12 protein-coding genes, 1 tRNA gene and 1 pseudogene are annotated in these 12,969 nt (G+C 56.6%); 9 read left to right on the top strand and 5 right to left on the bottom strand.

The annotated features are described in order from the left end of the window. The 4 genes from AC1DE4_RS31140 to AC1DE4_RS31125 form a co-directional block, all read left to right on the top strand. On the top strand, positions 1–342 hold a 342-nt coding region (locus AC1DE4_RS31140; RefSeq protein WP_477884692.1), incomplete at its 5' end, for a YecA/YgfB family protein. Positions 343–460: 118 nt separating this feature from the next. Continuing rightward, positions 461–1,099: a hypothetical protein gene (locus AC1DE4_RS31135; RefSeq protein ID WP_477884691.1), complete on the top strand. Its 639-nt coding sequence runs from the start codon at positions 461–463 to the stop codon at positions 1,097–1,099. Between the two features lie 244 nt (positions 1,100–1,343). After that, positions 1,344–1,709, top strand: coding sequence for a hypothetical protein (locus tag AC1DE4_RS31130; protein WP_477884690.1), 366 nt, complete (start codon positions 1,344–1,346; stop codon positions 1,707–1,709). Between the two features lie 3 nt (positions 1,710–1,712). Then, the gene (locus AC1DE4_RS31125) at positions 1,713–2,984 is read left to right on the top strand and encodes a plasmid recombination protein (RefSeq protein WP_477884689.1); all 1,272 of its coding nucleotides are present in this window, start codon (positions 1,713–1,715) and stop codon (positions 2,982–2,984) included. Between the two features lie 5 nt (positions 2,985–2,989). On the opposite strand, the gene AC1DE4_RS31120 is transcribed toward AC1DE4_RS31125, so the two are convergent. Then, positions 2,990–3,742: a hypothetical protein gene (locus AC1DE4_RS31120; protein ID WP_477884688.1), complete on the bottom strand. Its 753-nt coding sequence runs from the start codon at positions 3,740–3,742 to the stop codon at positions 2,990–2,992. A gap of 291 nt (positions 3,743–4,033) precedes the next feature. On the opposite strand from AC1DE4_RS31120, the gene AC1DE4_RS31115 reads away from it, so the two are divergent. Together AC1DE4_RS31115 and AC1DE4_RS31110 are read left to right on the top strand one after the other, a co-directional pair. Beyond that, a complete protein-coding gene (locus tag AC1DE4_RS31115; RefSeq protein WP_477884687.1) occupies positions 4,034–4,675 on the top strand; it encodes a hypothetical protein in 642 nt (213 codons plus the stop codon). A gap of 1 nt (position 4,676) precedes the next feature. Then, positions 4,677–4,988: a hypothetical protein gene (locus AC1DE4_RS31110; protein ID WP_477884686.1), complete on the top strand. Its 312-nt coding sequence runs from the start codon at positions 4,677–4,679 to the stop codon at positions 4,986–4,988. 89 nt (positions 4,989–5,077) lie between these two features. Here the strand turns inward: AC1DE4_RS31110 and AC1DE4_RS31105 are convergent, their stop codons facing one another. Beyond that, positions 5,078–6,097 carry a GIY-YIG nuclease family protein gene (locus AC1DE4_RS31105; RefSeq protein WP_477884685.1) on the bottom strand — a complete coding sequence of 340 codons (1,020 nt, stop codon included), beginning with the start codon at positions 6,095–6,097 and terminating at the stop codon, positions 5,078–5,080. A gap of 36 nt (positions 6,098–6,133) precedes the next feature. On the opposite strand from AC1DE4_RS31105, the gene AC1DE4_RS31100 reads away from it, so the two are divergent. Continuing rightward, on the top strand, positions 6,134–6,307 hold the full coding sequence (locus AC1DE4_RS31100; RefSeq protein ID WP_477884684.1) for a hypothetical protein: 174 nt from the start codon (positions 6,134–6,136) through the stop codon (positions 6,305–6,307). Here AC1DE4_RS31100 and AC1DE4_RS31095 read toward each other — a convergent pair. The 3 genes from AC1DE4_RS31095 to AC1DE4_RS31085 form a co-directional block, all read right to left on the bottom strand. Next, the gene (locus AC1DE4_RS31095; RefSeq protein ID WP_477884683.1) at positions 6,282–8,252 is read right to left on the bottom strand and encodes a DEAD/DEAH box helicase; all 1,971 of its coding nucleotides are present in this window, start codon (positions 8,250–8,252) and stop codon (positions 6,282–6,284) included. The genes AC1DE4_RS31100 and AC1DE4_RS31095 overlap by 26 nt on opposite strands. Positions 8,253–8,341: 89 nt before the next feature. Beyond that, positions 8,342–11,125 carry a class I SAM-dependent DNA methyltransferase gene (locus AC1DE4_RS31090; RefSeq protein ID WP_477884682.1) on the bottom strand — a complete coding sequence of 928 codons (2,784 nt, stop codon included), beginning with the start codon at positions 11,123–11,125 and terminating at the stop codon, positions 8,342–8,344. A 681-nt stretch (positions 11,126–11,806) separates the two neighbouring features. Continuing rightward, a tRNA-Pro gene (locus tag AC1DE4_RS31085) sits at positions 11,807–11,883 on the bottom strand. 272 nt (positions 11,884–12,155) lie between these two features. On the opposite strand from AC1DE4_RS31085, the gene AC1DE4_RS31080 reads away from it, so the two are divergent. Next, entirely contained in the window at positions 12,156–12,569 is a 414-nt protein-coding gene (locus tag AC1DE4_RS31080; RefSeq protein ID WP_169683906.1) for a hypothetical protein, read from the top strand. A gap of 203 nt (positions 12,570–12,772) precedes the next feature. Beyond that, positions 12,773–12,969: pseudogene (locus tag AC1DE4_RS31075) on the top strand (helix-turn-helix domain-containing protein); the annotation flags it as partial.

Raw genomic sequence — 12,969 nt, 5'->3', positions numbered from 1 at the left:
GAACATCGGGCCGTGCAGACGATCGTTGCGGAGTATAATCGCATCTCGGCGAGCCTTTCCGAAACACCGAAAGACCACAGGCCCAGGTTCACCAGGATCGATGATCAGACCTTTGATCCGTTCGATTGGGACCTCTGCTTTTTGTTGGGAACAGGATACGCGCCGAGGCTTTGGCAGCCGGTTCTTCGAGGTCATGCCGGGACTGGCGATATCATCGCGCCCATCCGCAAGCTCGGCGAGACAAAACGGAAAGCGACCCGCCAGGATGCTACTGCCGTAGCCGAAGCACTCGTCAATATCCGAACCTACTTTATGCCGAAGCGGGCAAAGCAGAAGTTCTGAAAGAAAGTGCTACTGCGATCCCGTCAACGCCGAAAGCAGTGGGCTGTTCGTCGCGCTCACTTTCGATGCTGCGAAACTGGACAGAAAAAGCGTCAACCGAGGCAAGCTGCTTGACGTCGTGGAGGGCCTGAAGACGGTCAAGGAACGACAAAAGGCAGGTGGGCGGTATGCAGGCAGCGCGAAAGGGATTTCGACGCTGAAACGGCTTGTAGATGCGTTCCAGCAGCTGCAAGCCGCAGGCGAGACGATTACGCAAACTGCGGTCGCCGCCGCCAGCGGGATTTCTCGCCGTACGGTTGTCGCCCGGTGGGATGAGGTTGTACCGCCATCAGCAGACAACCGAAGGGGCTGTGAAAATAGCTGTATAGATAAAAAGGAGGGTGCAACCCCGGCACCCCCGGATACAGCCAAGGTTCACAGTCACCGGAAAGCAACGGCAGAACCCGGTATGGCCGCCAATGATACAACCGGGAGGCAAGTGGAAGAGCATGGGTGGGCGGAGCAACAGGTACCGCACAAGGGGGATGTCCTGTTACGACAGGCCGCGAGTGATGTTCGCAAGCATCGGCATGAAGCCGGAATGCGGCGGCATATCGGAGATGTTATCGAGCGGATCGCTCGCGACAATCCCGATCAGCCGCGTCTCGATGCCGGTGCCGTGCTGGCGATGGTCGAGCACCCCACGCCGCTCGACGACGACTTGGCTGCGATCTTGGAAATGATCGAAGGCTTGGCGCGAAGTCAGATGGCAACATAGCGATCTGCGGTCATGGCATCCCCGGACATGGAGGGGGCCACCGGAGGGTTCACGATGAAATGGTCCCTCGGAAGAGGTCCCCGACAAGGTCCGGCTGAAGGCCCCCTCACGGGAGTGACCGACGGGCTGCTTGCAGTTAGTAGTCGGTCACTACCAACATCGTTTCCTTACCCATTTTCTGTTTCCGCCGATGGTTTTTGCTCTGACACTAAAGGAAGGGTTTCCTATTTTATGGAGCGCAGCGATGCAGGAATATCAGACACATCACATAATAGATCGAATCATCGAGCTCGACGCGCGGCACATAGGGGTCGCTCGATCTTTGCTAGCAACGATGGCGGATGATGATCCGGAAATTGCACAAACTTGGCATGATTTCGCCTCCGACGCGTCGAGAGACGGAATGGACCCAATGGGCTTGTTCATACTGCCGGAGACTGTGTTTCAAGTCCTGCACTCACACGTTCGATACGGGTATGTGATCCAATGGCTTGCGAAATGGTCGGTCGAGTCTTTTCATCTTAAAGGTGAACTTGCAGCACGATTACCGGGTGGATGGGGTGAGATTGATGACATCTTGACCGCCGAGTATGAACGTCGGATCGGCTGACGCATGGGCTATCAATTTGCCCACATCGAATCCTATGCGCGTAAAGCCGACGCCAAGGGCCGTTCGACCGATTTCATTTTTGCTGAAGCCAGCCGGAAACCGGAAGCCTCTGTCCATGTGGCGAATCCTTTGCCGCCAATCGTCGTATTCGGCGTCGGCGTTGAGGCTCTTCAAGAAATACATGATACCGCAGCGGCCGCTGCGACGATTGCCGTCAAGGGTGGCCACATTCGCAAGGTGGCGCAGGACAAGAAGACCCTGCACACAATCGTGGCGTCTTATCCGGCGAGAATGGATGAAATTAATGCCGATCCGTGCAAACGACAGAAAGCTGAGGAATGGGAAAAGCGAACAGTCACATGGTTGCGGTCGCAATATGGTGATGACTTGAAATCCGTAATCAGACACGAGGATGAGGAATATTTTCATATTCATGCTTACGTTGTGCCACTTGATGAACCGGGGATGTCAGCCCTTAAGTATCATCCCGGGACAACTGCAAAACGGGAAGTCATGGCGACTGGTCCGAAGGGAGATGAAGACACAAAGGCCCTGTCGAAGCGGGCTGACGCTGCTTACAAGCAGGCAATGCGCGAGTGGCAAGATTCTTACCACGAAGCCGTAGCGATCCCCAGCGGCCTAACGAGGTTAGGACCCCAACGCCGTCGCCTTTCTCGCGAAGAATGGCAGCGGGAAAAAGTGCAGGCGCAAGCGTTGCAAAAGGTCATTGAGAGGGCAAAACAGGTCAAAGCGTCGGCTGAAAATTTCATTGCGCGAACTAGGGCCGAGGCAGAGGCAATCCGCACAGCTGCGGAGCAGAAGAAGGAAATAGCCGGAAAAGCGAGAGCTGCTGCAGCGGCGGCGCAGGAAGAGGCGGAGAAAGCGCAAGAAGCCGCTTCTGGGACGGTTTCCCGCGCCAAACGCTATTCGGGCGTTACCGGCCGTCTTCGGGCGATGTGGGATGCTCTCGGCGAGTCGAAATTGGCAACTAAAATTCGTGAAGAATTTGCCGCCGAGATAGAACGTGTACATGCCTTCGCTAAGACGATTCAGGACCGTTTGAGGGTTGAAGAAAAGCGCCGTCAGCATGCCGAGCGAAAAGCTCATGAAGCTGAGAAGGACGCACAGCAGGCGTGGGACGTCGCGCTTCGGATGCGGATCGAGCGGGATCGCGCATTGTCCGTACTGCCGCCAGATCGGCTTCAGGGATTGGCCACAGCGGGACCGGCAATGCGGATGACGTTACGACCGAAACAAAAGAAGGAAGGAAAGTGAGGTGGCTACTGCCGGGGGTGCGGCTTATCGGGTGTTTCTTCAGCCGTCCGTTTCTTCTCTTCGGCTTCCCGAAGCCGCTCTTCGCGCCACCTTACGGCAGCCCTTGGAAACGCGCGGATAGTCATTTCCGGGGTACGGCTTCTGCAGTGGCGCAAGTCTTTCCATGAACTTCCTTGTACCCGCGTCTCGCAAGCGTCGATCCATTCGTGGCTGCTTGGATCAACAAGCAGCTTGATGGCCGAGATGGCATCCGGTCGCAAAAAATCATATTGAAGGTGATCGAGAAGCGTCCAAATATGCAACGGCTCATTCGCATATCTGGCGGGCGTACCCGGGATCGGGGTGAGCTTTGGAAATAGGTGCGGTCGATGAATCCTGTTGTATGCAACGATATCAGCATACGTCAGGCCGTCGTAGACTTCCTGACTTTCCTCGCCATGGCGTGGCGCGTAATCGAAGAGATACCGGCGCTCGTCGTCGCTGCGCATGTCGACAGTCGTAATCTTTTTCTCCGATTTCCTCGGTAATCCCTTCGCCGGTGCTGGTCGCGGTGCAGGACCAGGCGACAGGAAAAACATTTGAACGGGTCTCGATTCGAGCGCCCATAAGAGGAGTAGGAGCAACCATTTTCGACGACGGCGGCTCTCCGCCTGAAGCCTACGGCGGCGTAGCTCCTCGGTCCGACGGCGTACCCATTCGGCGGCGCGGCGCTTCTTACGGTCTTCTTCTTTTCTGTGCACTGCGGCGTTCGGCTTCATGGCGATTCTCCTTGTCGAACGATGATGTCAAGGAAGTTTGCAAGGAAGGACACAATTTATGCGCCAGGCGTCCAACGTTGATTCCTCATAGGAGGCCAGTGACCCTCGCGCGAAGTCTGAGCAAATGAGAATAAATTTTGCTTTTTAAACGCCTTCGCATTTCCTCTAAGATTTGTTCTAAGTTAAATTCGAAACAAATTTGCGTTTCACTCATTTGTTTCATTTTTCCATTGAAACGTATTTCAAACGAGTGCATTTAGTTTGCCGTACAGGCGAACGAGGGGCTTTGAAGTGACGAGTATCTATCAGTCTGACAAAAAAATTTCGAACGAACGCCGTTTGTTTCAAATCGCACTGGAAGCGCTATCCATGGAAGGATATGCAATCGAGCGCGTTCCGCGTGCTGGGAAATCCAGCATCCGGAGGATCACAAAGGATGGCAAAGCGCAGATAGCAACGATACGAACAACGCAGGACCAATGGTTCGCCTTCCCGCGTACAGCCGATGGCGGCTGGCTTTCTTTGGATGACGCTGATGTGGTTGTCGTGTCAGCTCTGAGTGACGACAAGTTGTCGGGATGGGTTCACATCATGCCAGCTGCCGAAGTTCGGAAGCACTTCGATAAGGCTTTTGAAGCTCGTCGGAAGGCGAATTACAGTATGCCGGTCGGGCGAGGCATCTGGATTGGCCTCTATCAGGAAGAGGACGGTGAAACAGTGCGTTTCGTCGGCTCTGGCCTCGGGAAGAAGTACCCTCGGATCGCGGAAATCGCCGTCGAAGCCAGTCACGTCGAAGAGACCACTGAAGCCGACCAGGAGCCCACGGCCGCAGTAGTGGCAGATGAAACACTTACTATCGCTGAAGCAAAGCGGCGGCTCGCCCTCGCCTTCGGCGTCGATCCTTCCTCCATCAAGATCACTATCGAGGCATGACATGGCCGCTATTCATTTCATTTGCAGGAACTTCGATGGGATCGAGAAGAGCGAGGCCATGCCACGCTACACATCGAAAGCATGGGTCGTTTCCGAGGACGTGGCCGAGAAGATCGTCGGCGCGAATGTCTATTTTCACGAGACGAAGGGCGAGCCGTCGTATTTCGGCGGGCTAATCGACAAGATCGAGCGGCTTGCCGCTCCTGACGATGATCGTGTGATCATCCATCTTACGGCAACGAAAGAAGGCCGTGGCGTGCGATGGACTGGCGCGGATCACGACATGGCGTGGACAAGCGGGCTAGTGGAGTAGCTTGCGGTCTAGACCAAGCCGTCCTGCAGGCCTTTTTATCGTTAAGGCCGCCGTTGTGACCGCTCGCACGGGGATACCCTATTCCACCCTTATCGCCTGTCGCTGTCCGCGCGATGAACAAGTTGCGCGGTTTGCGGGTCATAAACATAGTTTGTAATTGTGCCGTCTTTGATCCGCTCCACCGCGTCATCAACCACGAAACGGGGGACGAGGAACCATTCGCGCGGAACGACCGGATTGCCAAAACGGTCCTTGATCTCGATGTCGAGACGCGCCGGATCGAAAATTCGGTGGATCAGGTTTTCTAACCTCGCCCGATTGATGTTGTAGAGCGTGTAGGTGGCGGCAATTTCTACATCTGCCATCAGAAAAGTCGGGTCCAGCTTAGCATTGGCGACGCGTCGCGCCACATCGCCGCCAGTCACGCCAATCTTATGCAACACGTCGCGGTTGGCAGCGACAAGGGGATGAGCCGATTTGCTGCGAAGCACATAGATGGTGCCGCTCGCAATATCCTCGTCGTCGCTTTCGTAGGCGAACAGGGGGCCAGCAGACGGCTCGGTGATACGTCTTCCAGCCTCATCCTTGTAAAGTGCCCGCTGGAGCGACCGGCGAAGCAGGTTGCTCTCTGTTCCGTTGGAATAAACAACCCGCAAGCGGGCGTCATATTCTCCATTCGGGGCGCGGAAGGTTTCGCCGACTTCGGCAACGTAAGCGACCTGACCGCCAAGGATGAAAAACTGCCCCTCGGTGATGTCCGCTTTCAGGAAACCGGCGTCCTTCACAAACTGTCGGGTTGTGCGAACGCCTGAATCGAGGTCAATCCGCACCTGCTCAAACAGGGGTTTGAACCTGTCGAAGTCCGGGCAAGGCTCACGGTTGGCGATTTCCTCGGCCGCGCGTTTCTCGGCGACGGAGCGGACATGGCGAAGCTCGGTGATTTCAATATCGCCAGCGGCCCCGGCGAGTTCGGCCATGAGTGCATCGGCGTCCACTTCCTCGGCGGGCGCGGACGGGGCGATTTCCGCGCCGATCAAAAGGCCTTGACGGTCGAGCGGCCCGAGAAGCAAGCGGCATTCTTCTAACGCGCGAAGCCGGTCCAGCCGCACGGCGTAAAGCCGATCGAATATGTCGCGATCCTCGCCATGCTGCGGAGCGCGGCCATACTCTTCGGTGAAACGCTGGATTTCCTCGAATCCAGCGATGATGCGTTCTTCCCGAGGACCGCGCCCGGCTTTCTTTTCCGGCTGGGCGAAGTCCGCCAGTTCGTCGCGCAGTTCGTCAAGGTCAAGATCACTCATAGCGGCCCTCATCCTTGAAACGGACGAAAGCGGCGGCACCTTCGGCCATGCGTTTTTCCCATGCGTCGGTTGAAGAAATGGACGGGAGCCGCCCGCGTTCCTTCTTGAACTGAACTGCCCGGATGGCAAGCTGCTTAGCTTCCTCCGGGGTGAGGCTGGTGCGCCGGGCGGAAATGGCGGCGGCGACTTGTTTCAGGCTTTCCTCGCTCATGGTCTTGGCGAGGATGGCATAAGCTTCCTGAAACGGATTGATCCGGTCGATCAGGTCGATGTCGAGTTCGCGCACGTCCATTGCGAATTTGCGAACGCCGTCGATCAGCGCCGTGTTGGCGCTCGGCTCGTCGCCGGAGCTGTCGCCGTCAAGAGCGATCTTCTTGGCTTGCTGGGTGAGATTGAGGGCAGCGATGGCGTGCTGGCGCACGGCCTCTTGGTCCTCCTCGTCAAGCTCGGGATATTTGTCCTTGATGATCTTGCCTAAGCGAAGCTGGGTCAGTTCTTCGGGAACAAGCTCCTCGTCAAACAACCCGCGCTCGATGCTCGGCTTGTCCTGCACGAAGCTGGCAATCACCTCGTTCAAATCCTCGCGGCAGATGCGGGCAGCTTCGGGGGTCTTGGGTTCGGCAAGGCCCTTAATCTCGATCTGGAAGACACCGCGTTCCTCGTTGAAGCCGACATTGCACTTGTCCGGTTGATAGCCGCTTTCCCCGTAATCGAAGCCGGGTTCGGCGGTGCTGGTCGCGGGATTCTTCGGCTTGAACTCGAAGCGGGGCGCAAGCACCTGCTCCATGAGTAAGCTGGCGGCGATGGCCTTCAATGTGTCGTTGACCGCTTCCGTTACGGCAGATTCGGCGGCATCCGGCTCAGCAATCAGATTAGTGAAGCGGGCGCGAGTCTTTCCCGGCGCATCGCGGGTAGCGCGGCCGATGATCTGCACGATCTCGGTCAGGCTGGAACGATAGCCGACGGTCAGCGCGTGTTCGCACCAAATCCAGTCGAAGCCTTCCTTCGCCATGCCAAGCGCGATGATGATGTCCACATGGTCGCGGTTGTTTTTCTGCGTGGGGTCTTTGAGCGCGGCGGAAACACGCTCCCGCTTGGCTGCATCATCGTCCACAAGGTCGGCGATACGAAGGATACGGCCTTCCGGCCTCTTCACCAACTGGAAGCCGGTGGCTGGGTCGATGCCCTGCCATTCGCCAAGCTCCTCAATGATGTGTTCGACTTCCTTGATCTTCTGCCCGGTGCTTTCCCGCGAATTGACGTTGGGGATGTGGATGATGGTTTTCTCGGCTGGGTCCAGCACGGCAAGGATGTCGTCGGAATAAGCGCCGGAGTAGAAGAAATAGCCGATGTCGAGCGATTTCAGATATTCGTAGCCGTTTAGCTGTTCGTAATAGGTGTAGGTGACGGTATCGAAATTGGCCTCGTCGGTGGGGGCAAGAACGGCCTCGGCGTCGCCCCGGAAATAGCTTCCCGTCATGGCGACAATATGCACCTTGTTCCGTGCGATGAACTGCCCAAGATGCAGGCCCAGCTTGTTGTCGGGGTTGGCGGAAACATGGTGGAACTCGTCCACCGCGATCAGCCGGTTATCGAACGCCTCCACGCCGAACCTGTCCACCGCGAAGCGGAAGGTCGCATGGGTACAGACCAGCACTTCGTCATCGCTTTCAAGGAAAGTTCCAACGCTGTTGACCTTGCCGCCGTCTTCGCCGGGGGCGTTGCACAGGTTCCATTTGGGCGTCACGGTCCAGTCGGCCCAAAAACCGAAGTTGGTCAGCGGCTCATCAGCGAAACTGGAACCGATGCTCTTTTCCGGCACGACGATGATGGCCTGTTTCAGCCCTTGGTTCGCCAGCTTGTCGAGCGCGATGAACATGAGGGCGCGGCTCTTGCCGGACGCCGGGGGCGACTTGATAAGCAGATATTGCTCGCCGCGCTTTTCATAGGCGCGTTCCTGCATCGGCCTCATGCCAAGAGCATTGGCCTTGTTGGTACTGCCGTTGCTGGCATAGGAAACCGAGACGGAAGGAACTGTTTTCTTGTTCGTTGTCACGCTGCCGCCCCTGCCTTCCGTTTCTTCGCTTCCGCCGATGCGGTCATCTTGGTATATAGGTCGAACAGCTTTTCCAGCCGCTCGGTATCGTTGCGAAACCGCCGCCCGATATAGATGCGTTCCAGCACTTCATCGTTGCGCTCATGCGCCTCGCGTAAATCGGCGGGCATCTTACCCGGGTCGTAAAGGTCTGCGATGGTCGCTGGGAAATGGGCCTCCCGTGCCAACAGGATGTCCTCGGCGCAGCGGGTTAGGTCGGCCTTGTTCTTTTCGGTTAAGCCGGTGCTGGGTAGGGGAAAGGTATTCCAGCCAAGCGTGTTGGAATAGGAGAAACGCATTTCCAGCCGGACACATACCGTTCCGATCCAAACCCAATGCAAGCGCGACGCTATCAGCGCCATGTTCCAAAGGGGAGCATCGAATAGAGCATAGCATTTATTCGAGATGATAGTGCCACGAGGTAGCAAGCCGCAGGGCAGATAATCGCGGTTCTCCGAGCTAATAGCTGCCACCGCAATGACCAACTCATCACCCTTCTGACGCCGCTCGTCAAAACGATGCGGCCAAGCAGCGCCACGTTGTGTTGGGATTTTTGGACTGGCTAACCTCATTGCACGAACTGCCTGCAATCGAGGGCCGATTACCGGATGGGCAAGGGCTTCTTCAGCGGAATCATCATTTATCCAAAGGCAATATCGTGCTTTGCCGCCGATAAATTCATCAGAGCCGAATATGGGGCGAACCCAATTTTCCAACTCTTGATTGTTAAGACCGAGCAACAATAGATCATGAAGAGACAACAGAAGATTTCCGCCATCAACTGGCTTGCTTCCAAAAGTCATTTCGGAAACCTCGGTCAGAGGTTTCGATGATTTCTCAACAACTATATCCAGTCCCGAAACCAAATAAGCATTGATCTGCTCAGATTCCTTCACAATGGCGCTGCCATCTTCAGCAATTGAAAATAGCCTCCGCGTGCGTGCCGCATGATTGGAAATGCCGACAATCACCACGGTCACGCCAGCCTTGTTGCTGGCTAGGTTGGCCCATTTGAATGAGGTATGAGCGAAGGCGATTTCGTGTCCGGTGGCGAAAATAAGCGACCAGAGGATCGGCACCTGCTGGCCCTGACAGATCGAATTGGTGGACACAAATGCCGCTGCCGCATTTGTTTTGGTGCCGTAGTCGGCTGCTTTCATGAACCAGCCAGCCACATAATCTAGCGACTTCCAGCTTTTGGCACGGCCGTCAAATATCGCCTGTAGCTCAGCTTTTTGCTCATCGTCCTGCCAAGTCGAACCAAGGTAAGGTGGATTGCCGCAGATATAGGTTTCGCCGCCTTCATTCTCAAAGTCGATCTGGACTTGGTCCAGGGGAGTTGAAAATAGATCATCGCCTACCATCTTCACGCCGGTCCCAGTCGGCGGGCAAATAGATAGCCAGTCCAGCCGGAGCGCGTTGCCGCAGGTGATCCAGTTCTGCGCGTTGAGCGGTAGAAACTCGTTCAAGGCGAGTTGCTGCCCGCGATAGAGAACATCGCACTGATATTCGGCAATGATAAGGGCTAGCCGCGCGATCTCGGCGGGGAAGTCGCGTAGCTCAATGCCCCGGAAGTTGGTCAGCGGAATATCCGACTTCCGCCCTGCCTCGCCGCGACGCTCATTGATGATCGCCTCGATGGACCGCATTTCCTTGTAGGCGATGACAAGGAAGTTGCCGCTCCCGCAGGCGGGATCGAAAACCCGGATGCGAGCCATGCGGTTGCGGAGATTGAGGAGCTTGCGCGGATTGTCGTCCGCCTCCGCCAGATGCTCTCGCAAATCGTCCAGAAAGAGCGGATTCAGCACTTTCAGGATGTTGGGGACGGATGTGTAGTGCATCCCCAAGGCACCGCGCTCATCGTCGTCGGCGACAGCCTGAATCATCGAACCGAAAATGTCCGGGTTGATCTTCCGCCAATCGAGATTGCCGATGTGGAGCAAATAGGTCCGGGCGATCTTGCTGAAACGCGGCACGTCAAGACTGCCAGAAAACAGCCCGCCGTTGACATAAGGGAACACGTCGGCCCAACGGGGCAGCGCCGCGCTCGCCCGGCCCTTGATCGGCGTGTTCATGGCGCGGAAAATCTCGCCGATCACCTGATGGGTGTTGGACGAATCCCGTGCGCTCATCTGGTCAATAGTGGCGGTAAACAGGCCGGTGCCGTTGAAGATGTCAGTATCTTCCGCGAAGAAGCAGAAGATCAGCCGCGCCATAAAATGGTTCATGTCCGGGCGACGCTCGGCGCTCGCCCATTCGGGGTTGTCTTTCAGCAGTTCGACATAGAGCTTGTTGAGGCGGCTCGTGGCGCGGATGTCGAACGAACTGTCTCGCACCTGCTTGACGGTGGTGATCCCGGCAAGAGGCAGGAAGAAACCGAAATGATTCGGGAAATCAGCATAGGCGCAGGCGACAGTTTCACCAGATTCGAGGTCTTCCGCCTCGAACGTATCACCATCCGTCACTAGAACGAATTTCGCCTTCCAGCGCGTCGTGGCCGGGCTGGTCTTCAGGAGATCAAGGGTGTTCGTCACCTCGCCGGGGGATGCGACTGCGATATGGATATTGTCACGCTGAAGGACGCCGCCCATATCCGATCTGTTCGACTCGCCCTTGCGCAATTTGCGCAGCGTCGTTTCCTTCGCACCGAAGGCTTGCAGGAAAGCGAATGGAAACTCCTCGGGGCTAAACTGCTGCTCGGCGAGTGTCGATATGGCCTCTTCAATCTCAACAGCGTTCATCGTCCCCCCATCGTCCGTTGCTGGCGACCGGAAAAGCCCTGATCTCGATCAGGCAGGTCCAACGCATGACCTTGGCCAGTTAGCAATCGAACTGCCATGTAAGCCTTTTGCACACCCGCGTGCCGAACGTCTTTTCCAGGCGGACGGCCACCTCGGACGAGGAGCCTTACTGCGCGTTCAGTAAATTGCTGCGCGTTTGCCGATCCACACCAAGAGCCCCGAATGGGGCGAGGGGTGCTCAATCCGTTCTTTTCAACGCAATCGCTTCGAACTGTCGTTTCTGGTTGCATCGCCTGCCGATTCGCATGAGCCTCAACAACACGCTCATCTATAGTGGTAATCGACATTCGCCAATACGATTCAGGCCTTGTTGCTCCTGTGATCCACGTTAAAGCGACGCAAACAGGAGTGTGAATGTTTTTTGGTAAGGGGCAGGTCGAACACGTTGATTACCTTTTCCATCGGCTCTTCAGCCTAGTTCAGGTAGTTCTTCGGACGAATAAAGGGCTTTAATGTGCAATGCGGATAGGCCAATTGCCGCTGACGTCAGCCGATGCATGTGAGTAAGGCGACAAGCCCTGACCAACTAAGGGAAGGTATCGTTAGGTATTTCGTTAGATGGAAAATTTCGGGAAACATTAGCAACCCCGATTTTCGGCAATGATTACCAAGGGTTACGACTGGTCGGAGTGGAGTGATTCGAACACTCGACCCCCACGTCCCGAACGTGGTGCGCTACCAGACTGCGCTACACTCCGTGACCAGCGGCGCCTCTATAGACCGGCCCATCTCGTTGCGCAAGCACCAAAATTCAAAAGCCGGCGCATTTTTTGCCGACAGGGCCGGCGCACCTCCTGAGAGTACTAAGTGGAGCAAAATGACACACTTGCGGCAAATTTTGCGATTGCCAAGGCGGGCCGATTTTCTTTTGCCGGGTTCCGCGTTAAAGCCCTCGGCGGGACAAGCGGAAACCGCTGCAGACCAGCGATTCCCGCCGTCGAATGCGCGACAACTTTTCAAGGACGATAGAATGAAACTCCGCACCTTTGCCGCGGCTGGGCTTGCCATTGCGCTTGCCGGCTGCACGACGATTCCGACCTCCGCAGATCCGATCTCCAGTCGCTGGGTTGGCCAGTCGGCCGGCAAGTTCTTTGCCGCATTCGGCCCGCCGATCAACGATGTCGAGAACGGCTCCAGCGTCACCTACACCTGGAAGGGCGGCTACAAGACGGTTCGCACCCCGGCGAAATACGCAGAAGGCGCGGATGGCAAGCGCGGCAAGCAGATCGCGGCTGCCCGCACGCAATACCTGCGCTGCCAGGCGGAAATCGTCACCAGCTCCGACTACACGATCCGCAGCATCCGCGTCGTCGGCGACATCCCGGGCGTGAACGGCCCGTCCTATTGCGCCGAGTTCCTGGCGCCGGCACAACCCGCGCAGTAAGAAACGGCAGAGCGAGCGTTTGGAAGGCGGCCCATTGGTCGCCTTTCTTCTATGTCGAGTATTCTGAGTTGCTACGCGGCCTCCGTTCGCGGCTGACACCGCGGCAAAAGACTTCATCATTGCTGGTGTCCTTCCCGAGAGAGGGGTGACAGTTCATACCGGAGACATGGGTTAGACTTTTGGCCTTTGCGAGGAGAGCGAAGGTGCCTTGGCAGGAGTGCAACCGCATGGACGAGCGTCTCAAATTCGTTGCGGGTTCTGGATGGCGAGAAGATAGCGGCGCTGTGCCGCGAATTCGGCATCTCCCGCAAGACCGGTCACAAGATCATCAGCCGCTATAACGACAGCGGTCTGGAAGGACTGACAGATCGATCGCGACGGCCTTACCGGCACGCCAATC

Source organism: Rhizobium sp. 10N414 (assembly GCF_056394785.1).
This window is presented reverse-complemented; position numbering and strand designations above follow the sequence as displayed.